Below are 21,973 nucleotides of genomic sequence, written 5' to 3'. Positions count from 1 at the left end.
TTGCGGTTGATGAAGAGGACACCGCAGCTGTCCCAGAAGTTCTTGCCGTCTTTCTCGCCGGTTTTCACGCGGAGCTTCATGCTTTCGTTGGCCATTTGGTTTTCCTTTCCTGCTTGGCGTTTCGATGAAATTTCCGGGACGGGGCAGGAAGAGCGCCGGTCAATGAGGAATTTGTCTTCCGCGCGGAATGGCCGAGAGGCCAGGGGAAATTCGTCGTTGAAGGCCGCAGGCCGTCCGGCGCGCTGCCCTGTCATATTTCATCGATGAGAAACGCCTTCGCTGGTAAGGACCGGGTTGGCCACGACAGCAAGCGACCGCGCAACCCGCGAGCGAGAAACACGGCAAGAACGGGACCGGCTACCCGTCTACGGTTCTACCGCAATGCTGCCGGGGTGACTGCCCCCCGACAGCGACAGCCACGACCTGTTCCCCCACGAGATGTCTTGGCGCGTCCGTACAGACGGACCGGGATTGGCAGCGGCGGTGACAGCTGCCCGATGATCCGGTTGGGAACGCGACGGCTGAAAGCCAGCCCGCGTCAGCGGCCGTGACCCGAATGGGCCGAGACGAGCGGGGCAGGGCACCCAGGACCGGCGCACGAGGACCTGGCTCGGGACGAGACAGACCGCAGGCGCCGCAGCCGGGTGCATCGCCCTGCCTGGCTTGGGTCGCGCACGCGCGACGAGGACGCGGTGCCCGCTTGCGGGCAGACGCCCACCAGACTGTCCCATTGGGCCGAATTTCGATTAAATAGCCCGAAGTTGCGATGAATATTCCCGCCGCTGTGCTTCCCGTTATGTTTCTCGAACGAGGTGTTCATGAACTGGCTTTCACTATTTTTCAGCGCAGCACACGCTCAAGTCCCCGAGCCAAATGATCTCGGTGGATATGTTCCTGCACAAGAAATCGTCCCGATACAGATCCCCTACACCCCATGGCGAGACATTTACGACCAGTTCTTGTTCGGGCTGAAGGAAGGGGCCTATATGGCCTCACAGGTAATTCCGATCCTGATGCTGCTGCTTGTCAGCTATGCCATAATCCGCTGGATGAACCGCAAATTTCGGCAATCTCCGAATGACATCGAAAGCAGCCAGACCAGGATTATCAACAACACCGGCGATCTCGTCCTTCTTCCAAAGGCACATGCGGAAACAGAAAACGGGATCGTGGTGATCAATCTGCCTTCAAGAACACATACATTGGAGCAACCCAAAATGACCCTGCCCATGGAAGGCCGGTTGATCGCGGAAACCAGCGACGGCAGCGAAATCCAGCTTGCGGCAGGCGAGGGCCAGCATGTTCTTCACGCGCTGGCCACGTTGGCGCGGACGCCAGTTGGCGCGCATGTCACGATACGGGCGCTGCGCACGACAGATGGCGAAGAGCTGTGGCGATCGCCGGTCGCGGAGCTACGCTGATGGCCGCACCCCCAAAACCCGCTGACCAACTGACCGGCCCGCGCGAGCTCGGACCCTATGCTGATCGGGACCTCGATTGTCAGGAAAGCCTTGAGGCCAAATTCCTTGCTTTGGTCGACCAGGCGGAAGCAGTCGGATGGGTCAGGACCGAGATCTATGATGCGCTGATCGAGCTGATCGAAAACCACGCGATTGGCGATCATGCTCTGGAAGCCGATATGGATGCGGTCCAGCGAGCTATTCGCGCCCGGCGCTGACGCGCCGGCGGCGCGTCTCGGCGCGAAGCGCACGGGCCTGGCCAGTCCCCGGCACATAGCCGGGGCCGGCCAGGGCAATCAAAGGCATCCTCGCAAAAAGTGACCCCGCGCGAGGCGGGGCCAGTTGAACCTTCGTCGCAGAAGGAATTCTTTGTATTGAGCCTTCATTGCGGAGTGGCCGTACAGCCACTCAGGAAATTAGTAGGCGTACTGCGAGTAGAGCAGAATGCCGACGATGATGGCACCGTAAATCATGGTCTCCTCCTCTATGATGCCGGGCAAGATCGCCGCGACTTCCTGTGTCTGATGTTGCCATGGTCGGGCATCATTTCAACTTTGGGACGGCTATAGGCACCGAGGACGAAACCCGACGAAAATGTGACCGTTCGAGAGCCGAGGGTTTAATATCGCCAGTAATCCGCACGATATTAAAAAGAATAATTGAAACATTACTGACATCCGATCTGAAGGTCATATGGATTTCGTGATGAAAGCGCCACACATGGTGAGTTCCGATCACCCGTTTCAACGTATCTAATCATCTTTATTCGGCTCAATCCCGTTCGCGCCCATGGGGGTCGATGATCCAGCCAGTGCCGTCGCGCCGGATGGCGGCATCCGCCCCGTGCTGCCGAATGAACGCCCGATCAGCGTCAACGCCGCGCGCATCGTGCAGATCGGCGGCGAGGCGGCCGCTCGGGCGCGACGGCACTTGCCCGACGCTGATCCTTGTTCAGATCGGCAGAGGCATGAAGGGCGGCAAAAGCCGCCCGACGCTCGGCCTCGGAATGGGCGGGGATGGCACCTGCAACATCGCGGGCGCGCAGGATGGTCATGATCATGGCAGGCCTCCGATGCCGATGCTGTGGCCACGCGCATTGACCGGCTTTGGTGTGAAGGGCAGGGCGTCCATGCTGCGCCGACCCACGCGAAGCTCATGCAGGAAATCCAGCAGATAGACTGGATCGGCGGGGTAGGGTGCGCCGTCCCATGCGGCGCGGACCTTGCGCCGCATGTTTTTTGGCATGGCGTCGATTTCGCGGCGGGCCTGCCGCCATCGCTCCGCGCGCCATTGCCGCCTGCGGGCTTGGCTGACAGCCCAGCTTACCGCACGGGCCTGCATCACATCGTCAGGGCTGCGCTGGCCGGCGGCGATTTCTGCCGCGAAGAGCGGCATGGCCTCGCGTTCGGCCTTCTGCTTGCGGACAAGGGCGGCGCGCTTGCGGGCGGTATCGGTGAAGGGGTGGTGGGTTGATTTGATGAAGCGCATGGCTCAGCCTCCATCGACATATTTGGTTGGCAGGCGCTCGATCTCGGCCCTGATCCGGCGCAGATCGGCGATTTCCTCCTGATCGCCTGCCGCCTCGGCGCGGGCCAGATCATCGGCCAGCCAGGACAGATTGTCTTCGCGGGTCGCGTCCGGGCAGCCAAGGGCGTGACCGACGCGGTATCCGCCACCACAGCAGCAAGAGAGCCCGTGCCACGCCTTATCTTTCAGGTAGTCGCTCTGCTTGAAATCATCGGTCATAGGTCGATCCTCGCTGATGGGTCGGAGCGCGCGTCTTGCGCGCGCCCCGCCTTGGTCACTCCATACCCTCGGGCAGCCATGCGGCGATCCGGGCCTCCTGCGCCTCGTTCACACCATAGGCCTTGCGGGTCGCCGGGTCCGCGAACAGCTGTGCCAGCTTCTCGGCCTTCTCGCCCTTTTTCAGCTTGGCGAAGGTGGTGGCGGTCGGATGATCCTCTTTCAGGTCCAGCAGATTGCGCCACAGATCATTGAGGTAAGGGCCGCCGACACGGCTGAAGAAGTTCGCCGCAGTGGGGGTCCAGACCTCGCGGATCGCGGGTTTGGTGTCCTTGTCGACCAGCGCGCGCAGTTCCTCCGATCCGCCGCGATAATGGGCCGCAAGGAAGCGGGTCAACTCGCCGCGAATGTGATCCTCGCCTTTCTTGCGGAAGGCGCGGAAGGATTTGCCAAGGTCTTTCCCGTGCATATCGGGCGGCGCGTTCGTGGTCAGGCGATCATCCAGCGCATAGCCTTCCGCTGCCGTTGTCGGCCAGTTCGGCACGTCCTCGGTCGAAAGCCCAAGCGGGTTGCGCCATTGCAGATCATGGCTCAACTGATAGGCCAAGAGCGCGATCAGCAGATCGGGATCGCGCAAGACGGCGTGTTGCCGTGCGCCCTTCGCCACGCGGTTCAAATCCTCGCGCAGCGCATTGCTGATGGGCGATTTCGGCTCGGCATCGGCGGCACTGCCGGTCTGACCGCGCATGGCGGCATGGCCGGTCAAAACCTCCGCCGCGATGGCGGCGTCACGATCCTCGGGCCGGACAAAGGCCGCTTGCACGGTCAGCTGCCCATCGCGGGCCACAAAGATGAACAGCCCGGCATGGTCGCGCTGCGTGTCGGTGAAATCACCGTCACAGACCGCTTGCAGCGCATCCAGTTCGGCCTGACCGGCCTCGTCCAGCACATCGCCTTCCGCCAGTTCGGCCAGTTCATCATAGCGGATGGCCTGTTCCTCGGTCAGTTCGCCCTCGACGCGATAGATGCGGTCCAGCTTCGACGTGACCTCATAGGAGATATACTGGTCGTCGCTCGTCTCGACCCATTTCCAGCCCTGGCCGAGCATTTCGGCATCCATTGCCAGTTTTTCGTTAAAGAGGCTGTCCAGCAGATCGGGATCGGTCAGAAAGACCTCGTCTGCGAACAGATCGCGGGTCAGTTCACCGCCTGCGCCTTCATAGGCATCCATCCCGACATAGACCGCGCGGCGATCATCCTTGCCGATGGCGTCAGGCTGCAATGCCTGTTTCAACCGCCAGTCGGACACGTCCTGACCCCGCACCCGGTCCAGCACCTCCAAGGCAAGAGCCTCGCTTTGCGCCACGGTGAAGCAAGCCGCCGCGCCAAGGGTGATGTCTCCGGCTTTCAGCGCGTCCAACACCGGGGCGGGCAGGGCGGCAAGGGCGAGGCGGCGATAGACATGCTGTTCGGTCTGGCCGAACACGCGGGCGATGGCCGGGACGGTGCTTCCGCTTTCGGCCATCCGGCCATAGGCGCGGATTTCATCGGCGGGGTGCAGGGCTTCGCGGGCGGTATTCTCGATGCTGGCCCATGCGCGGGCGGTGGGTTCGTCGGGCGCGATCCGCACCGGGATTTCGGCCAGACCGATGGACGCCATGTCCTCGGGCGAGATTTCCGTCATGGCCAGCAGGCGACGACCACCGGCGACGATGCCGACCTTGCCGTCCTCGTCCAGATGACCGGCAAGGTTCTGGATCAGTCCCGCGATCTTGATGCTTTCGGCCAAGAGGCGCAGGCCATCCCAATCGGAGCCTTTCCGGGTGCGGGGGTTCATGTCCGAGACATAGAGGCGATCCAAGGGGAAATACTGGATCGGGGCCTTGTCGATAGCACTCTGTTTCATGGTGTATATCCTTGTTTGCGACATTGGTTTTGTGGTATCGGTGCCCCGGCCCAGATGGGCCGAGGCGAGGGGATCACATGACCCCGTGCTGGATCAGGAAGGCGCGGCCGATCTTGGCAGAGTGTCCGCCCTTCCTGATGAGCGCCCACGCTTCGGTGATGCGCTGTTCAAGCCACTCGTTCGTTTCAATCACCTCCTTTCGGTCTGATGGTCGGGGGAGACGTTGGCCGCCCCTCCCCTTTGGCCTGTAGGGCAGGCCAGCCCCGGCCCGACCTTCGCGGCTCGGGCCGATCCGATTACCACCAACAGGAATAGGCGACGGCGCGGCCTTCGCTGATTTCAGCTTTGGCCCATGCACAGAACGCGAGGTCCTGATCGTGATAGGCGTCCGCCTGTTCCTCTTGCGCTTGGTGGCCGTAGAAAAATCCGCCATGACAGACGGGCAGGGCCTTCTCGCGGATGGCGGTTTCCAGCGCCGTCAGGTCCGCTTCGGTCAGCCGCAACTCACCACAGTTGAGGTTGTCGGAATGAAGCCCGGTGCGGGCGGTGTAGAGGGCTTCCATCCACGTTTGCAGCCGGGAATGCTTGCGCCATGTGAACTGCGGCACATGGCCGCCCTCTGCGGCGTTTTCCTCGGAAATGCTGTAGGCGTATTGGTCCAGACCCATGGTCATTTTCCTTTTTGCAACGGTCCCGCCTTGGTCTTTGGCCCCGGTCGGGATGCCCATAATCGGGCGGGGTTTCAGAAGAGGACGCGGAACGCGCGCCTCTCCTGAAACCCTGCCTCCCGGCGAGGGCGGGAAGGGGACCCGACAACTTGAAAATCCAGCCGACAAGGGGGTGGTGCGGCCCGCAGGCGCAGCCGAGGACACGGCCCCGCAGGTGGCGCAGCATTTTCTGGTTGACGGGGAAACCGGCGGTTTCCTGACGGTCGCGCCTTGGCGCGGCCCAACAAAAGCCGGGGCGTTCGGCTTCGTCCGAATCCCCCGGCTGTCGTGGCCCGTGGCACACGGGCCTCCTGATCCTTGGATGGTGCAGGTTGCCCACAGGCTGACGCTCGATCCTTGATGGGGTGGATGCCCCTCCCGCGCCTCGTGGGCTACCGTGGGATAGAGAAGAGGAGGAACAGCAATGGACGAAGTTACCATCATCGGCGTCGATTTGGCGAAAAGCGCCTTTCATGTTCATGGGGCCAGCAAGGACGGCAGTCAGCTCTTCCAGAAAAAACTGACGCGGCGCCAATTCCCTGAATTCATGGCGCGCCAGCGGCCGTGCATGGTCGCAATGGAGGCGTGTGGGAGCTCGAATTATTGGACACGTGAATTGACGAAGATGGGGCACGATGTCCGCCTGATCGCGCCGATCTACGTAAAGCCGTTCCTCAAGCGTCAGAAGAATGACGCGGCTGATGCAGAGGCGATCGTTGAGGCAGCGCAACGCCCTTCGATGCGGTTTGTCGAGCCCAAAACCCCGGATCAACAAGCACGGGCCATGCTGTTTCGATCACGCGAGCAGCTCTTGCGCCAACGAACCGAAACAATCAATTCGCTTCGCTCCCATCTGTCGGAGTTCGGAATCATCGCCTCACAGGGCGCGGTTGGAGTTTCGCAGATTCGGGACACCCTCGATGATCCAGAGGCAACAATTCCGGAACTCGTGCGAGAACTTGCTGTCGGTCTCCTGCGGCGAATTGACCAGCAGACCAGCGAGTTAGACATTCTCCGGAAGCATATGAACGCTGTCTCGGAGGCTGGTGAAACTGCGCGTCGGCTTCGAACCTTGCCTGGCATAGGTCCTATTGGAGCACTAGCCATCGAAACCTTTGCGCCTGAAATGTCGACCTTTAGGCGGGGTCGTGATTTCGCTTCTTGGCTGGGGCTGGTTCCACGCCAGCATTCGACCGGAGGGCGGCCGCGGCTCGGGAGGACAACGAAGATGGGTCAGAGGGATATCAGACGCTTGCTGATTTCGGGAGCGATGGCAGTAATCCGGTGGGCAGTGCGGCGGCCAGGTTCGGTTGGACCATGGCTGCAGGCGATGCTGGCCAGAAAGCCGCGCCTCGTCGCAGCGATTGCGTTGGCAAATAAGATGGCCAGAGCCATTTGGGCCATGCTGACAAAGGATCAAGATTATCGAGGTTCGGTCGCCGCCTGATGGCGATGACCGCACAAGCGGGGGTGTGAGGAGGTCACTGCACGACGGGCGAATGATCGAACAGATCGGGACCAGATAAACCAGTGAGACGCTTGGCGCTTTACAGCGCGTATCCTTGATATGGACCTGGTCCGCGTATCTCCATCCCGGCCAGCGGCATGTGAATCGCCGCACTATACAGGCCTTACACATGAACGCACCCGATCACTCCGCCAGCGAGCAAACAACCGACTTGCATTAAACGGGGCAATGGTATGGACCCCGCCGCCTTCGGGTGGCGTATCCTGGGAAGAAAAACAGGAGGGCTCGTGCCATGGAGATCAAAAGGATCGGCCTTGATCTGGCCAAGTATGTCTTTGAAGTTCATGCCGTCGATGGTGATGAACAGGTTGTCTTGCGAAAGACACTCAGGCGCGAAGCCGTCGCTCAATTCTTCGCCGAGCTGGCGCCTTGCCTTGTCGGGATGGAGGCGTGTTGCGGATCGCACTACTGGGCACGCGTCCTAACCGATCTGGGGCATGATGTACGATTGATCTCCCCCCAGTTCGTGAAACCCTACGTCAAGTCGAACAAGAATGATCGCAACGACGCCGAGGCGATCTGTGAAGCGGTTGGCAGGCCATCGATGCGGTTCGTGCCGCCGAAATCATCCGAGCAACTGGAAATACAGGCCGTTCACCGGATCCGCCAGCGGCTGGTCGCAAACCGCACCCGGCTTGTGAACCAGGTCCGTGGCCTGCTGGGGGAGCACGGGATCGTGGTGGCCCGGGATATAAACCGTATTCGGCGTGCCCTCGGCGAAATTGCGGATCGGCAATCGGGAGGTTTAGGAGAACTCTTCCTCGAAATGTTGGGCGACATGCGTGACGAACTTGCTGAGCTCGACGCTCGTCTGGCAACCTACAATCGCAGGATCAGAAACCTTTTTCGTTCAAACGAGATGTGCCAACGTATCGGCCGGATCGAAGGTATCGGCCCAATAACAGCGACAGCATTGGTGGCAGCCATAGGAGACCGATCAAGCTTCAAGAACGGTCGCCAGTTCGCAGCTTGGCTCGGGCTGGTCCCAAAGCAGAGATCCAGCGGCGGCAAGGCACGACTGTTCGGCATCAGTAAACGAGGTGACAGATACCTGCGAACGATGCTGATCCACGGAGCGCGGGCTGTTCTGGGTCGATCCTCCGGAAAAACGGACGCGCGCAGCCAATGGGTCAATCGCATGCGCGAAAGACGCCACCCAAACGTAGTGGCGGTGGCGCTGGCAAACAAAAATGCGCGGATCGTCTGGTCGCTGCTGTCACGGGAACAGAGTTACTGCCCGGAGCACGTCGTCTCTTTCGCATGACCACGAACAGTTAGAGGAGGAAGCGCCCACCGGAATATTGCAACATCTGCCAAGGGATGGAAAAGGGTCACGCCCGTTGCTTCTCGAACCTGATGTGTGGATCGGCAAGGTCAACACCGATGCCTTAGGGGCGATGAGGTAGAAGCAAGCGGAAATCCATCGGGGCTCGCGGCGTTGATCCGTCAGGCCGCCCGAAGAAGCCGGATATACATCAGCAATCGCGACCGCCGATCCAGAACCAAACAGACCGTTGCAATCAGGCGGGGTCCATATACATCCACACATGGCGTCTCGCTTTCAGCCTGCAAGGCCCTGGGCTAAGCTCAGGGCTGGACAACCCGCCCCACCGCCGCGCCCACGGCAGGGACTGTTACCCGAAGGGCCGAGACGCGCAGGGCGTGGCTCGGGCTGAAGGCGGGCGAGGCCCGACGGAGGCTAAAGCCCGGTCCCGGCTCTGCCGGGGGTCGCCTAACCGGGATAATCCTGCCCCTCGCCACAGAGGCGCGATTCCTGCTGCGCCTGCAAAGCCATCTGCAAGTCGGGCGGGAAGCTGCCGTTCGCTGCGCTTGTCACGAACGACCGCGATGCGCAGGAAGGTGCTGGTTGCTGTGACGTTCTGGTCAGGCCAGACCGCCAGTCCCCGGCCTCTGGTCATTTCGACTGAAGTGTCAGCGCAAAGCAAAGCGGCCGTTTCTATGCCAGCTGGAGTTGAAGACAGGTTCATGCACCTTTCACGAGCTTGTGTACTTCGATAACCTTATAAGAAACGCAGAAGCGCTCAGACTGAGCGTAGCCGACCGTCAACCGCATTGAGCGCAAGGGACACATAGAATGTTTACCAGTCTGAGGCTTCGGAATTTTAAAGCTTGGATAGACTCAGGTCCGGTGAATTTGAAGCCGGTTACCATGCTCTTGGGCACGAATTCTTCGGGGAAGTCTACGATTATTCAGAGCCTTCTTCTGCTGAAGCAAACTGCAATGTCACCAGACAGGACTATACATCTAAATCTAGGAGGGGATGAAGTTAATGATTTGTTTAACTTTGGGGATTTCGACGACGTTCTGAACCAGTACGCGGAAGCACCCCGAAGCTTCTCTTTGGATATATCGTTGCGTCGAGATGATAGAAAGGCAGACGTTGAGGAGATTTCGCTCAGGTGTACGTACGGGAAAATATCCTCGGGTAGCGTAGCTATTCAACAGATGGAGATGTCCACTGGAAACAAGAGCTTCCGTGCGATCCGCAGAGAAAAGGGGGCTTACTCAATATTTGTGGGTGAAGAGGTGCAGCCACGAGATAAAGGCAGGGGTCTTGCTCCGGAAAGGTCTATTTCATTCTCGGCTGACGCGTTGTCGATGCTTGAGAAGGAAGGGGACCTGGTTGAGGATATGAGCTTAGATATCCGAAGAGAACTCGAAGACATCTCATACCTTGGGCCACTCCGGCGTAAACCTGAGCGTGATTATTCGTGGAACAAGTCTCGCCCTGGTGATCTTGGAGCGGACGGAAAGGCCGCGATAGACGCGCTCCTTGCAAGCTCGTTGATGAGGGGCGATGATCGAGACTATATTCTAAATGGAGTTTCGAAATGGCTTTCCAGAATGAAGTTGGCGGATCGGATAGAAGTTCGCCAACAAGGGCGCTCTAATAGATATGAGCTAATTGTTCATCGTGGCGAAGTTTCGTGCAACCTAAGAGATGTCGGAATAGGTGTGTCGCAAATTCTTCCCGTCCTGGTTGTCTCCTATTTTGCCAAGCCTGGAAGCGTTGTCATCCTTGAGGAGCCGGAGATTCACTTGCATCCACTTGCTCAGTCGACACTTGCCGAGCTATTTACGGAAGTCAGTAAAGAGAGGAATTTGCAGTTCATCGTAGAAACGCATTCGGAGCATTTATTCAGGAGGATGCAGACGATCATTGCTAGAGACCCGAAGAAACTTGAAGATGTATCCATGTATTTCATTGAGAGGGAGGATAAATCTGCAAAGCTCAGAGAGCTTGAGGTTGACGAGGTCGGTCGGCTTAAGAATTGGCCGGAGGGATTTTTTGGCGACGCCATAGGTGAGACGCGTGAGCAGGCGCGGATAGCGATCGAAAGGAAGAAAGGATCCAGAAAGTGAAAGATCGCTATGTGATTGATACGAATGTTCTAATTGCAGCTAGCGCAGCGGACCCTGAGACTCAAAAGGAAATTGATGCTACTCCTGATGATCCCGATTTGTTGCTCGAGATTTGGTTGTGGCTGGACACCTTTCGTCAAGGGGATGTTCGCATGATATTAGACTTAGAAGGTGAGATTTACAACGAGTACTGTAGAAAGCTTGGCTTCAACGACTTCGGCATTCAGGTGGTGATGCACAAATGGCAGACCGCTTCAGTTGATGATGTCTTGGTTTCTTACGATGCTGATGGTCATGGTATTTTGCCCGCATCCCTGGCCCATACCATCCATGATCTTGCAGATCGAAAAATGGTGGCAGCGGCTCTCTCTTCGTACGCAGAATTTAATGAAGGTTGCGTAGCTTTCGCCGGCGATACCGATTGGCATGGCTGGGAAGATGAACTGTTGAAGCATAATGTGCATTTGGAGCCTCTGATAGAAAAATGGTCGCGAGCAAAGTATTTGGAGAAGTTGGCGCGATAGGGCTGGAAATTATGGGGATTTTCCTATGACTATCGTCGATGGTGGAGTTTAAAGGGTGCTCAAAGTTAGGTAAGTAGCGCCCGGTATCCGCGTCGTTTTAGGGCGATGAGGATAATTAAATATTTGGAGTAGAGCTTTGCAGCACATAGCTCCTGAACTTACAGGTATTTCCGATTTTTCACCCAACAAGAGAGATGGAAATCGGTAGGGCCTCGTGCTATCCCGTCGGTATGAAAAAGTATGGGCGCACCTTTCATCTTCCAATGTCACCTGGCGCCACGAGTGATGATAAGATCATGTCGTCACTGGATGGACTAAAGGTTGACGACCTCGTTGTTACCGAAAAGATGGATGGAGAAAACACCACTATACATGCCAATGGCTCGCATGCGAGGAGTCCAGATAGTAGACATCACCCCTCTCGCGACTGGTTGAAGGCTTTTGCCGCGACGATCTCGCCCCAGCTTCTTGATGATGAGAGGATCGTCGGGGAAAATCTTTATGCTCGACATTCAGTTGCTTATGAAGCGCTGCCATCATATTTTCTGGGCTTTTCCTTGATCATAGCAGATGAGGTCCAGGCATGGGATCAGACCCTTTTGCGCTTCGCTGAACTCGGTATAAAGCCAGTCCCAACTCTGTATCGCGGGCCATTCCGGAACGATCTTTTCGAAGAGCTGGCAAGATCACTGGACTTCAGCTGCCAGGAGGGTTTCGTGGTCAGAATCTCAGGCGCTTTCCCGGAAAGTGATATGCCAACCCGGATAGGTAAATATGTACGGGAAGGCCATGTCCAATCGAAACGTCATTGGATGAAGTCTGAACTTGTGCCCAACGGGCTTGATCGGAACTGAAGCAGCACCCTTTCAGGCGATTGAGCAATTCAACGAGTAGAAGGTGACGATGGTTTGATCGCTGGAGCAGGGCGAGATCGAGGCGTACGTTAGGCTTGGCGATCCCTCCAATTAAGGCTGACTTCGGTCATCCGCAGCGCCTGGCGCGAAGGTCCGGTTAGGGCCGGCGACGCTCGGCTTGGTCGTGATCTGAATGAGTCCGTCCCTCGGTTGCTGGGCCGCAGCATCTTGCCCGGAGCCCATAGATGACTCTCGCGCCCGAGCAGTTTGCAGTGTTTGCAGCGTTGGATTGGCCCAAAGCATCTTTTGGCCGAATCCGGAGCCTTATCGTAGCAGCCATGTGCGTTTGTCGCTTAGAATGTCAACGAAATGTCCCGGCGAGAAGTGGGCAATCGCGTCATGCTGGCCGCCCAAGGAACACGCGCACCTCTAGTCATCTAACCGAAAGGACAACTTGCTCGGCGAAGTATGCCGCGGCTACGTCGAGAATGACGATCGGCGTTTTTTGCCCGTTTTAAAGTAGCCATTTATTTGGAGCTATCATGCCCGATACCGGCCCGTCCCGCCTGCTTTCTGTCGATGCGCCTTCGGTGCTTGATCTTCGGGCCGGGCAGGTCCAGGCGATCTTTGCTGCCAGCGTCAGCGACCCCGACGGCGTCCAGCAGGTCACCGTCTATTTCGACCGTCCGCTGGCCACCGAAACCGGGGCCTACGCGTTCCAGATCATTCATGGTTGGGGCGCGGATTGGGCTGATGGCAGCCACAGTTACGCAGCGCAGGTCCTGCCGCATAATATCGGCGGCACGCTCAACATCACCCATGTCGAAATCACCGACAATCTGGGGAATCGCACAACGGTCTCGGGGCCGGCCCTGCGCGGGCTTGGGGTCGATACCTCGATCACCATTCAGAGCACCGATCCTGACAGAACCGCGCCGGAACTGACTTCGCTTGACCTGCCTGACCGAGTAGATCTGCGCAATGGTAATGTCATGGCTGAATTTTGGGCCGCTGGCAGCGATGTCAACCAAGTCAGCGATATCGCGATCATATTCGACCGAGATATCGCGGTTCGTTATGGCAGCGCCGGCAGCTACAGCTTCAATAATGTGACCTTTTCACCCGGCGAAGTGAACGGCAGTGCATTTCGGGAAATCACCGCCGCAAACTATTCAGGGACCGTCGATATCAGACAGGTATGGATCACCGACGAATATGGCAATCGGCGGATCTATACCAATGACCAGTTGCGCGAACTGGGCTTCGATACCTCGTTCGAACTGATCGGCGCACAAGCCCCCACGCCAACGACCTATGTCGCGGCATTTCCCGAAACAATCACCCTGCGAGAAGGTCAGACGGCCAATCTGGCGTTGAACTTTGTCGGGATGACCAACCACTGGGTCAGCTACAGCTACTATACCACCACCTCGGGCGGTACCGCAGACGCGGGCGATACCGGGGCGACGTCGGGCAACGGCTATCTTAGCTTGGCCTCGACCTTTCCGACGACGCGCCAGCAGAGCTTCACGATCTCGACGACCCGCGATGGGGTGATGGAGACGACAGAAACCGCCTATCTGGTGATCGAACTTAGCGGCAACATGACCTTTCCGGACGGTGGCACCATGCAGGTCGTCGAGATCCGCATCACCGATGACAACCGTATCACCGGTGGCGCAGGTCGCGACGTGCTTTACGGCACAAGTGGGGTCGATACATTGACCGGTGGCGCGGGGAATGATGTCTACCACGTCACGCTGGGCGATCTGGTTGTCGAGACCACCGATGGTGGCATCGATACGGTCCATAGCGCATTCAGCCGCGCGATCGAGGCCAACATCGAAAACCTGACCCTGACTGGATCTGGTCACATCAACGGCAACGGCAATGTCCTGGCGAATCTGCTTGTCGGCAATGCCGGAAACAATGTCCTGAACGGCGGAATTGGTGCCGACACCATGCGGGGTGGTTCTGGGAACGATACCTACGTCGTGGACAATCTCGGCGACGTTGTGAGCGAGGGCTGGAATGCCGGGAACGACCGCGTGCTTTCCTCGGTCAGTTATACATTGGGCGCACATGTCGAAAACCTGACCCTGACTGGCCTAGCGCACCTGAATGGCACAGGGAATGCGTTGGCCAACCAGATATTGGGCAATGCCGGAAACAACATCCTGAACGGCGGAGTTGGTGCCGATACCATGCAGGGCGGCGCCGGTAATGACACCTACATTGTGGACAATATTGGCGACCGTGTGGTCGAGGGCCTGAATGGGGGCGTCGATCGCGTGCAATCCTCGGTCAGCTTCACTTTGGGGGCGAATGTCGAAAATATGACCCTGACTGGCATGGCTCATATCAATGGCACGGGGAATGTTCTGGCCAACCAGATTATCGGCAATGCAGGCAATAACCTGATCTTTGCCGGATTGGGCAATGACAATGTCCAGGGTGGCGCAGGCAACGATACGCTGCATGGCGGATTGGGCAATGACATCCTGATCGGCGGTGCGGGCGCTGACCGCATCATCGGCGGACAGGGCGCAGATCGCATGACTGGCTCAGCGGGCGCGGATGTGTTTGTGTTCCAAACACTTGCGGATTCGACCACGGCCGTGGCCGGACGCGACGTGATCACGGATTTCAGCTTTGCCCAAGGCGACCTTATCGACCTGAGTGCATTGGACGCGCGCACCAATGTTGCTGGAAATCAGGCGTTCAGCTTTGTCGGCACCGGCGGCTTTACCGGAAATGCTGGTGAGCTGGCGTATCGAAGTGTCGCGGGCGGCACCCTCATCGTAGCCGATGTGAATGGCGATCGCATCGCGGATCTGGCGATCTTGCTGGACGACAGCCTAACGCTCAATGCCAACAGCTTTATTCTTTGAGATAAACAGGGGGCACCTGGTTGCAGGTGTCCCTTAGGCTCGTAGACCCCGGCGGAACTGGCGGTGCGCCCGGCACATTGGCGTCTGGGATAATCGGATATCCGCACCAAAATCCCGCAATGAGTTCGCGCCTGAAGTCTTGCCGATGGCCACATGGGGCTCAAACATCCACATCATTTTCCGATTTCCCACCACCGTGAATGGCAGCAATCTCAGCAGCGCCGTAACCTCCTCAAGGCTTTCGCGCGCGGTGTCTGAGCGGCCGCTTCCACGGATGCCGCGCGGCAGCATCCGTCGCGACCGAATGGCCGCAATGGGCCGACCCTGCCGAGCGGCCTTGGCCGAGGTTGAATAACAGTGCCGCAGCGCCGCAGGTCGGGTCAGAGCCCATACTTCAAAATTTCTGCGACGCAGCCAATGGCTGTTCCTGTGTTTGACAGCAGAGCCGTTTCTACTTAGTTCTGTAGTTCAGGGGTGCGCAAGAACCCCGTGAGGCGCCAGCCCAATCTTGCATCCTTCCAATTCTCTCGCTCTCCGAGGAGGATGCTTCATGGCGTCGTATAATGAAATTCCAGTGTCTGCTCTAGCTCGCCTGGTCGGGACCCCCGACTGTCCGGTACTTCTTGATGTGCGCATCGATGAAGACTTTGACGATGATCCAAGGTTTATTCCTGGTGCATTTCGCTATCCGTTCAAAGATGTTGCCGATTTGGCGAATGAGCTTCAAGGCCGCTCAGTGGTTGTCTACTGTCAGAAGGGGCTCAAGATCAGCCAGGGCGCGGCGGCACTTCTACGCGCATCCGGAGTGCACGCAGAAGTTCTTGAAGGCGGACAATTCGCATGGAGAGACGCGAAGCTCCCAATGGTCACGACGGCCAAACTGCCGCCGCTGGACAGGTCTGGCCGCACCGTGTGGGTCACGCGCCATCGCCCGAAAATCGACCGAATTGCCTGTCCATGGCTCATTCGTCGTTTCATCGACCCCAAGGCCCAAATCCTGTTCGTTGCAGCCTCTCAAGTGAGCAATGTGGCAGAGCGCTTCAACGCGACGTCCTTCGATATCGAAGATGTCTTCTGGAGTCATCGGGGCGAAACCTGCACCTTCGACACGATGATCGAAGAGTTTGGCATTGGGCATGACGCCCTGACAAGACTAGCCATGATTGTGCGGGGGGCCGACACCAACAAACATGATCTCGCCCCGGAGGCCGCTGGCCTTCTGGCAGCATCCCTGGGTCTGTCGCGCATGTTTCGCGATGATCTGCAACAGCTCGACGCCGGCATGTTGCTTTACGATGCCTTCTATAGATGGGCGCGTGACGCAGTGAGCGAAGGGCATGATTGGCCAGCAGCTTCGACAAAGGCGTAAATCATGAGCAGTACGAATGATATACGGACGGATATGGTTCCGTCTATCGCCGACGCGACGCGCGTGTGGTGGAAAATCGGAATCCTGTCTTTCGGTGGTCCAGCTGCCCAGATCGCACTCATGCATAAGGAGGTGGTTGACGACCGTAAGTGGTTGTCTGAACAACAGTTCCTGAATGCGTTGAGTTTTTGCATGTTGCTTCCGGGGCCGGAAGCCATGCAGCTTGCAACATATGCCGGATGGCGGCTTCACGGAACGATTGGCGGTCTAATTGCCGGATTGCTCTTTGTTATTCCCGGAGCAGCCGTCATCATGGCATTGGCGGCAATCTACAGTATTTTTGGGAATGTCCCGCTCGTTGAAGCGCTGTTTTATGGGATCAAGGCCGCTGTTCTGGTGATCGTTGTCGAAGCGCTTCTGCGCGTCTCGAAGAAGGCACTTCAACAAAGGCAGCATTGGGTCATCGCGGGTGCCGCTTTTGTCGGAATATTCTTCCTGACCATCCCCTACCCGTTGATCGTCCTGATGGCGGGTCTTTACGGTTTGATCACGGCACCCGCGGGCGTGGCGCAAAATACGGTCGATATGACCCATGTGTCGGCCCGGAAAACGGTCGGCACCATCATCCTTTGGCTTGCGATCTGGTTACTTCCGCTGCTGGCGCTTACCTGGTTGGGCGCGCCTGACCTCCTTGTCCAAGTCGGAAGGTTCTTCAGTACTCTTGCCATCGTGACCTTTGGTGGTGCCTACGCAGTCCTTGCCTATATGGCGCAGGATGTCGTGGTGCAATTCGGCTGGCTGAGCGCAGGCGAGATGATTGACGCCTTGGGTCTGGCAGAGACCACGCCCGGCCCGCTGATCCTCGTGACACAGTTCGTCGGCTTCCTAGCTGGTTTCAAGGACGGGGGGCTCGGTCTCGGAGTGATCGCCGCAATCGTCGCACTTTGGGTGACTTTCGCGCCGTGTTTTCTGTGGATATTCGCCGGTGCCCCTTACATCGAGTGGATATCGAACCAGCCAAAATTGCAGGGTGCGCTCAAGGCGATCACCGCGGCGGTCGTTGGCGTCATCCTGAACCTTTCGGTCTGGTTTGCACTTCATGTGCTGTTTGCCACCGTAACCCGCGAACAGAGGGGGCCATTCACCCTGTGGATGCCGGAGCTTGCCACCATCGAATGGCTCGCCTTATTACTATTTGGTCTGAGCTGCCTACTGGCTTTTCGACTGCACTGGGGCATCATCCGAATTCTGCTTGTCGCCTCGGTTCTGGGCGCAGCGCTAAGGCTACTGCTCTGATGCGCCAACCCAAATCCGGACTTTGGTGTGGGCGCGGCGAAAGCTAACTTTGTCCCACAGTGCGGACCTCAGACACTAAAGAAATCGAGCACCCGCAGCGAATGGCCGGTCTGGAGAAGCTGCAACGCGGCGCTCGGCGTCGGGATGAAGGTCCGCTTTGGTGAAGGTTTTCCGATGCGGGTCGCGTTGGCACGCTGTTCATTGGCGCGACCACGACCCGCGTTGGGAAACCTCCCAAGGTGGAAGCCGCGGGGGTCTTGGATCAGGCTATGGGGAAAGTGTGCGAACGGTCGCGGCGGCGGCTGCATCCGGGGCGCGGCTGATGGCGAGGCAGGCGCCGGATACGGTCTCAAACCCGGCTGATGATCCCGACGAGGCTGTGCGTTCTGGAGATGCTGCTGCCTTGTGCCGCGTTGGAAATAAACGAGCACGCACTGTTCGGACCGGGTCAGCGGAGTGTAGCCGGTGCTGTTTCGTGACGGATGACGGGCGATATGTCATGCTGCCTGCTCCCTCGGTGGGGCGCGCGACATCGGTTTCTGTCCCCGCCTGAAGATCTCGATGATACGCATGGGACCGCCGCAGCAGGGGCATGGCTCACGCAGGGTGAGCGGGGCGATCTCGGGCTCTGGTCCTGGCTCTGGCTCTGGCTCTGGAGTGGCGGGCGGTTCAATCTGCTGGACGCAGAGCAAGGCGCGGATCTTGGTGATGTTGGCCTTGCGGATCGAACTGGCCAGCAGGCCGTAATGCCGGATGCGATGGAAGCCATCGGGCAGGACGTGGATCAGGAACCGGCGGATGAAGTCAGGCGTGGCCAGCCGCATGACCTTTTGCCGGCCGCCGGATTTGCCGCGGTAATCTTTCCAGCGTAACGCCACGGTATGGGCATCGGCACTGACCAGGCGTGCGTTCGAAATGGCGACGCGGTGCGTGTAGCGGCTCAGATAGGCCAGCACAGCCTTGGGCCCTCCGAACGGTGGTTTGGCGTAGACCACCCATTCGGATTTGCGGAACGGGGCGAGCCAGGCGGTGAAGGTCTCCGCGTGGGCCAGTTCGGCCAGAGCGCCGAAGAAGGCCAGCTGACCGGCCCGGTGCAGGGCCATTAACCCCTCCAGAAACAGGCGGCGGAACAGTCGCGAGAGAACTCGCACATGCAGGAAGAACCCTGGTTTGCAGGCGATCCACCTGGTGCCGTCTGGCGACAGGCCGCCGCCGGGGACGATCATGTGGATGTGCGGGTGGTGTGTCAGCGCCGATCCCCAGGTATGAAGGACGCTGGTCATACCCACCCGCGCGCCCATGCGCTTGGGGTCGGCCGCGATGGTCATGACGGTCTCGGCCGACGCCTTGAACAGCAGGCCATAGATCGCCTTCTTGTTCCAATAGGCGATCTGCGCGATTTCGGCTGGCATCGTGAAGACGACGTGGAAGTATTCCACCGGCAGCAGGTCCTCAGCCCGTGCCTCCATCCAGTCGCGCGCCGCCGGCCCCTGACACTTCGGACAGTGCCGGTTCTTGCAGGAGTTGTAGGCAATGTGATGGTGGCCACACTTGGCACAGCCCGCCACATGCCCGCCGAGCGCCTCGGTCCGGCAGGCCTCGATGGCTGACATGACCTTCAGTTGGGTCAGGCTGACATGCCCGGCATTGGCCCGCCGCCAAGTGGGACCATGGGCGCGAAAGATGTCAGCGATCTCCAACTTTGGCCGAGGCACCCCGGCGCCCGGTCACTCCAGGCTTCGCTTTACGGTCTGGTCCTGTAACCTGGCCAGCATCTCGTAGGGGCTGACGGTGTCACGGATCGTCTTGGTGGCCACGTGGGTATATCGGGCGGTCGTCGTCAGCTTGGCATGCCCGAGCAGCACCTGAATCACGCGCACATCCGTGTTCGCTTCGAGCAGATGCGTCGCGAAGCTGTGGCGCAACGTGTGCAAGGTGGCGGGCTTCTTCACCCCGGCCATGTGCTTGGCCGAGGTGAAGGCCCGGTTCAGTTGGCGCGGTGAGATCGGGTTGATCTTGGGCTTGCCGGGGAACAGCCAACCCTCCGGCCGGGCCTCGCGCCACCAGGCGCGCAGCAACTCCAGCAATCCGGGCGACAGCATGACCTTGCGGTCCTTCTGGCCCTTGCCCTGCTCGACATGGATCAGCATCCGGTCGCTGTCGATGTCGCCGATCTTGAGATTGCAGACCTCGGCGGCCCGGAGCCCTGCACCGTAGGAGATGCTGAGCGCGGCGCGATACTTGAGCCCAGGCCCCGGTGCCGCCATCAGGATGTCGGACACCTCCTCGACGCTGAAGACTACCGGCAGCTTGCGCGGTTCGGTGCGGAATTGCATGTAGCGCTTCATCTCCTCCCGCCCGCAGGTCATGCCGAAAAAGAACCGAAGCGCCACTATCCGCACGTTGAACGTCGATGGCGTGACCCCGGTGTCGGTCATGTGGAGCTGATAGGCGCGCAAATCCTCGGGCGTGGCCGTATCGGGTGACCGCCCGAGAAAGGCCGCGAAATCCTTGATGGCCCGGATGTGCGACTTCTGTGCCTTGTCGCCCATCCCGCGGATGCGCATGTCTTCGATCATCCGCTGACGCAGCGGGCTTACTCTCTCCTCTGTCATGGAAGCCTCCTGTCTGATGATTGAGAAGGCCCCAATCGTCAGGCAGGATCGTCCATTCCCAAATGCACGACGGTCAGATCAGCGCGCAACCTTCACAACAGGCGCCATTGCCGCGCGAGCGGCTTCGTCCATGGGCCGAGTGCGCTGGTCAGGGGCCGCCCAGGACCGTTGCCGGCACCAACGCCGGCAAATCGACGTTAAGAGCCCATCAGCGACATTCGGCCCGGTCGCAGCGAATGCAGGTGCAGCATAAGCGGCCTGCCCTCGCCGCCACTCGGCGCCTCAGTTGTGCTGCAGCGCCGGTTTCTCGACGGCGCTCGTGCGTCGGGCATAAACCTTGGCGAGGTAATGGATGCGGCGCGGAGTTTCCAACCTCTCATTTCGGAAACGAAGCTGCACAAGGCGTGCCAAACAAGCTCTGGCGCATGGGACAGAGGCCGGCATGGAAGGAATGGCTGATGCAGCCAGCTCCGCAGGACCCGAGGAAACCTGTGACCCTTGTCAGCCTAAATGGGTGGCTCACGGTTACACGGAGTGGAGCCATAGGGCTCCGGCTTGGCTGTTGTCCGCTATCTTGAGCTATGCGGACGCCGCCTTCGTTGCCGCGCGACCCGTTTCGGCCAATGTGGCCTCTATTTCCTCGGCTACATGGTGCTGCAGCGCCCAGATGTAGTCGTCGTGGATACCGTGCTCGGCAAGGCCGCGGACCGTGCGCAAAAGATACTCCGCCCCCGATCCCGCGGCACCGGCGGCACGGGCAAGCCGGTGCGCCTGCTCCCTGATCGTCAGCTGGGCCGTCTCGGTTCCCACCGGGTCCGCGTAGAAGGTCAGGGCTTCCTCGCGGCCGCGCTCGGTATCAACGGCGATCCAGCAGGCATTGGCGACCAGTTCATGGGCCACAAGCTCGCGCTTGAGGATGGCGCGCAGGGACTCGGTCTCGGTCCCCTCGGCAATGTCCAGAACCAGACCCTCGCATGTCCCGCCCGAAGCAAGGGCAAGCATGAGCCCCGGCCGCTCGGGCGAGCCGCGGAAATGGTCGAGCGAGATCGAGAAGCTGCGATGCCACCCGACGGCCGTGGCTCGGCGTCGTGCCTGCACGGCAAAGCCGGGGTTCCAGATCAGCGAGCCATAGGCAAAGATCGGAATTGGCCGTGGCCGTCCCCGGGTCAGATCCTCGGCCAGGCTGTCGAGATCGGCGTCCTCGAGCATCCGCCAGCGTGGATCGTGCAGCGGCCCCTCGACCGAGGGTATCCGGCCAACATGAGTGTCGGAGAGGACAATGGGGCAGGGCTTGGCCATCGAGTTCCTTTGGGTGCGGGCATCGCTTCGTGCAATGTGGGTGTTATCAAGACGGGGTCAATCGCAGAAGTCACGCCCGTTGCAATCTTGATCCTCAGGCATAACTTCCGTTTCCCTGCTTCAACTAGGGAGCGTGATAGGTCGCTGTCACAGCTTTCCTGCGGGTGCGATGCTGCGCTGTTGTCAGGCAGCTTCCCATCTTCGTTGACTGCAATCGGCGAGATTCAAGATCTGCCGATGCAGCCGCAGCGAATGACCGAAAGGTCCCGATTTTGTTGAAAAACCCGGCGTGCTGGGTGGTTTGTTTTCGTGGTGGGTTTGGCTGCAAGCCTTTATGGTGTCAGGCTTTTCGCGGATGCTGCGGTGCAGGAAAGATCTTGGCGAGTTTGCGGAGGT

General features: G+C 59.2%; 20 protein-coding genes. 10 read left to right on the top strand and 10 right to left on the bottom strand.

Translation table 11 applies throughout. The features are described from left to right. Window positions 1–818: 818 nt before the first annotated feature. The gene (locus FNJ84_RS20850) at window positions 819–1,421 is read left to right on the top strand and encodes a hypothetical protein (RefSeq protein WP_143795135.1); all 603 of its coding nucleotides are present in this window, start codon (window positions 819–821) and stop codon (window positions 1,419–1,421) included. Then, entirely contained in the window at window positions 1,421–1,678 is a 258-nt protein-coding gene (locus tag FNJ84_RS20845) for a hypothetical protein (protein ID WP_143795133.1), read from the top strand. The genes FNJ84_RS20850 and FNJ84_RS20845 overlap by 1 nt, the downstream gene beginning before the upstream one ends. Window positions 1,679–2,331: 653 nt before the next feature. Here FNJ84_RS20845 and FNJ84_RS20840 read toward each other — a convergent pair. The 5 genes from FNJ84_RS20840 to FNJ84_RS20820 all read right to left on the bottom strand — a co-directional run bounded on the left by FNJ84_RS20840 (window position 2,332) and on the right by FNJ84_RS20820 (window position 5,837). After that, complete coding sequence (locus tag FNJ84_RS20840; RefSeq protein WP_143795131.1) at window positions 2,332–2,520, bottom strand: hypothetical protein; 189 nt, start codon at window positions 2,518–2,520, stop codon at window positions 2,332–2,334. Next, complete coding sequence (locus FNJ84_RS20835; RefSeq protein WP_143795129.1) at window positions 2,517–2,948, bottom strand: hypothetical protein; 432 nt, start codon at window positions 2,946–2,948, stop codon at window positions 2,517–2,519. Before FNJ84_RS20835 ends, FNJ84_RS20840 begins: the two co-directional genes overlap by 4 nt. A gap of 3 nt (window positions 2,949–2,951) precedes the next feature. Next, complete coding sequence (locus tag FNJ84_RS20830) at window positions 2,952–3,206, bottom strand: hypothetical protein (RefSeq protein ID WP_143795127.1); 255 nt, start codon at window positions 3,204–3,206, stop codon at window positions 2,952–2,954. 55 nt (window positions 3,207–3,261) lie between these two features. Beyond that, window positions 3,262–5,109: a ParB N-terminal domain-containing protein gene (locus FNJ84_RS20825; RefSeq protein ID WP_143795125.1), complete on the bottom strand. Its 1,848-nt coding sequence runs from the start codon at window positions 5,107–5,109 to the stop codon at window positions 3,262–3,264. 296 nt (window positions 5,110–5,405) lie between these two features. Next, window positions 5,406–5,837 (bottom strand): phosphoglycerate kinase, encoded by a 432-nt coding sequence (locus tag FNJ84_RS20820; RefSeq protein ID WP_221932023.1) that lies wholly within the window; start codon window positions 5,835–5,837, stop codon window positions 5,406–5,408. Between the two features lie 403 nt (window positions 5,838–6,240). Here FNJ84_RS20820 and FNJ84_RS20815 point away from each other — a divergent pair, with 403 nt between their 5' ends. The 8 genes from FNJ84_RS20815 (at window position 6,241) to chrA (ending at window position 17,663) form a co-directional block, all read left to right on the top strand. Continuing rightward, the gene (locus FNJ84_RS20815) at window positions 6,241–7,263 is read left to right on the top strand and encodes an IS110 family transposase (protein ID WP_143795123.1); all 1,023 of its coding nucleotides are present in this window, start codon (window positions 6,241–6,243) and stop codon (window positions 7,261–7,263) included. A gap of 313 nt (window positions 7,264–7,576) precedes the next feature. Then, on the top strand, window positions 7,577–8,608 hold the full coding sequence (locus FNJ84_RS20810) for an IS110 family transposase (protein ID WP_143795121.1): 1,032 nt from the start codon (window positions 7,577–7,579) through the stop codon (window positions 8,606–8,608). Window positions 8,609–9,439: 831 nt separating this feature from the next. Beyond that, window positions 9,440–10,729 (top strand): DUF3696 domain-containing protein, encoded by a 1,290-nt coding sequence (locus FNJ84_RS20805; RefSeq protein WP_143795119.1) that lies wholly within the window; start codon window positions 9,440–9,442, stop codon window positions 10,727–10,729. Next, window positions 10,726–11,253 carry a hypothetical protein gene (locus tag FNJ84_RS20800; protein ID WP_143795117.1) on the top strand — a complete coding sequence of 176 codons (528 nt, stop codon included), beginning with the start codon at window positions 10,726–10,728 and terminating at the stop codon, window positions 11,251–11,253. The genes FNJ84_RS20805 and FNJ84_RS20800 overlap by 4 nt, the downstream gene beginning before the upstream one ends. 230 nt (window positions 11,254–11,483) lie before the next feature. Next, window positions 11,484–12,107: an RNA ligase family protein gene (locus FNJ84_RS20795; RefSeq protein ID WP_143795115.1), complete on the top strand. Its 624-nt coding sequence runs from the start codon at window positions 11,484–11,486 to the stop codon at window positions 12,105–12,107. Between the two features lie 542 nt (window positions 12,108–12,649). Next, window positions 12,650–14,998 (top strand): calcium-binding protein, encoded by a 2,349-nt coding sequence (locus tag FNJ84_RS20790; protein ID WP_143795113.1) that lies wholly within the window; start codon window positions 12,650–12,652, stop codon window positions 14,996–14,998. Window positions 14,999–15,548: 550 nt separating this feature from the next. Continuing rightward, window positions 15,549–16,367: a sulfurtransferase/chromate resistance protein gene (locus FNJ84_RS20785; RefSeq protein WP_143795112.1), complete on the top strand. Its 819-nt coding sequence runs from the start codon at window positions 15,549–15,551 to the stop codon at window positions 16,365–16,367. A gap of 3 nt (window positions 16,368–16,370) precedes the next feature. Then, on the top strand, window positions 16,371–17,663 hold the full coding sequence (gene chrA, locus FNJ84_RS20780) for a chromate efflux transporter (protein WP_143795109.1): 1,293 nt from the start codon (window positions 16,371–16,373) through the stop codon (window positions 17,661–17,663). Window positions 17,664–17,731: 68 nt separating this feature from the next. Here chrA and FNJ84_RS20775 read toward each other — a convergent pair whose 3' ends face one another. The 5 genes from FNJ84_RS20775 to FNJ84_RS22265 all read right to left on the bottom strand — a co-directional run. Beyond that, window positions 17,732–17,971, bottom strand: coding sequence for a hypothetical protein (locus FNJ84_RS20775; RefSeq protein WP_143795107.1), 240 nt, complete (start codon window positions 17,969–17,971; stop codon window positions 17,732–17,734). A 189-nt stretch (window positions 17,972–18,160) separates the two neighbouring features. Continuing rightward, window positions 18,161–19,378, bottom strand: coding sequence for an IS91 family transposase (locus FNJ84_RS20770; protein WP_143795105.1), 1,218 nt, complete (start codon window positions 19,376–19,378; stop codon window positions 18,161–18,163). A gap of 12 nt (window positions 19,379–19,390) precedes the next feature. Continuing rightward, window positions 19,391–20,278: a site-specific integrase gene (locus FNJ84_RS20765; protein ID WP_114351021.1), complete on the bottom strand. Its 888-nt coding sequence runs from the start codon at window positions 20,276–20,278 to the stop codon at window positions 19,391–19,393. Window positions 20,279–20,857: 579 nt separating this feature from the next. After that, window positions 20,858–21,577, bottom strand: a complete 720-nt coding sequence (locus FNJ84_RS20760; protein WP_143795103.1) for a gamma-glutamylcyclotransferase — start codon at window positions 21,575–21,577, stop codon at window positions 20,858–20,860. A 183-nt stretch (window positions 21,578–21,760) separates the two neighbouring features. Continuing rightward, on the bottom strand, window positions 21,761–21,973 hold a 213-nt coding region (locus tag FNJ84_RS22265; protein WP_221932022.1), incomplete at its 5' end, for a hypothetical protein.

It is taken from the genome of Paracoccus sp. M683 (genome assembly GCF_007096355.1).
In the GTDB taxonomy this organism is placed as follows: domain Bacteria; phylum Pseudomonadota; class Alphaproteobacteria; order Rhodobacterales; family Rhodobacteraceae; genus Paracoccus.
The sequence above is the reverse complement of the archived record's forward strand: the minus strand, read 5'-3'. Positions and strand labels throughout refer to the sequence as shown.

What these genes read in the sequence shown, in the direction of transcription:
- FNJ84_RS20850 (WP_143795135.1), top strand. Translation starts at nt 819, where the DNA reads ATGAACTGGCTTTCACTATTTTTCAGCGCAGCACACGCTCAAGTCCCC.
- FNJ84_RS20845 (WP_143795133.1), top strand. Translation starts at nt 1,421, where the DNA reads ATGGCCGCACCCCCAAAACCCGCTGACCAACTGACCGGCCCGCGCGAG.
- FNJ84_RS20840 (WP_143795131.1), bottom strand. Translation starts at nt 2,520, where the DNA reads ATGATCATGACCATCCTGCGCGCCCGCGATGTTGCAGGTGCCATCCCC.
- FNJ84_RS20835 (WP_143795129.1), bottom strand. Translation starts at nt 2,948, where the DNA reads ATGCGCTTCATCAAATCAACCCACCACCCCTTCACCGATACCGCCCGC.
- FNJ84_RS20830 (WP_143795127.1), bottom strand. Translation starts at nt 3,206, where the DNA reads ATGACCGATGATTTCAAGCAGAGCGACTACCTGAAAGATAAGGCGTGG.
- FNJ84_RS20825 (WP_143795125.1), bottom strand. Translation starts at nt 5,109, where the DNA reads ATGAAACAGAGTGCTATCGACAAGGCCCCGATCCAGTATTTCCCCTTG.
- FNJ84_RS20820 (WP_221932023.1), bottom strand. Translation starts at nt 5,837, where the DNA reads ATGGGCATCCCGACCGGGGCCAAAGACCAAGGCGGGACCGTTGCAAAA.
- FNJ84_RS20815 (WP_143795123.1), top strand. Translation starts at nt 6,241, where the DNA reads ATGGACGAAGTTACCATCATCGGCGTCGATTTGGCGAAAAGCGCCTTT.
- FNJ84_RS20810 (WP_143795121.1), top strand. Translation starts at nt 7,577, where the DNA reads ATGGAGATCAAAAGGATCGGCCTTGATCTGGCCAAGTATGTCTTTGAA.
- FNJ84_RS20805 (WP_143795119.1), top strand. Translation starts at nt 9,440, where the DNA reads ATGTTTACCAGTCTGAGGCTTCGGAATTTTAAAGCTTGGATAGACTCA.
- FNJ84_RS20795 (WP_143795115.1), top strand. Translation starts at nt 11,484, where the DNA reads ATGAAAAAGTATGGGCGCACCTTTCATCTTCCAATGTCACCTGGCGCC.
- FNJ84_RS20790 (WP_143795113.1), top strand. Translation starts at nt 12,650, where the DNA reads ATGCCCGATACCGGCCCGTCCCGCCTGCTTTCTGTCGATGCGCCTTCG.
- FNJ84_RS20785 (WP_143795112.1), top strand. Translation starts at nt 15,549, where the DNA reads ATGGCGTCGTATAATGAAATTCCAGTGTCTGCTCTAGCTCGCCTGGTC.
- chrA (WP_143795109.1), top strand. Translation starts at nt 16,371, where the DNA reads ATGAGCAGTACGAATGATATACGGACGGATATGGTTCCGTCTATCGCC.
- FNJ84_RS20775 (WP_143795107.1), bottom strand. Translation starts at nt 17,971, where the DNA reads ATGCAGCCGCCGCCGCGACCGTTCGCACACTTTCCCCATAGCCTGATC.
- FNJ84_RS20765 (WP_114351021.1), bottom strand. Translation starts at nt 20,278, where the DNA reads ATGACAGAGGAGAGAGTAAGCCCGCTGCGTCAGCGGATGATCGAAGAC.
- FNJ84_RS20760 (WP_143795103.1), bottom strand. Translation starts at nt 21,577, where the DNA reads ATGGCCAAGCCCTGCCCCATTGTCCTCTCCGACACTCATGTTGGCCGG.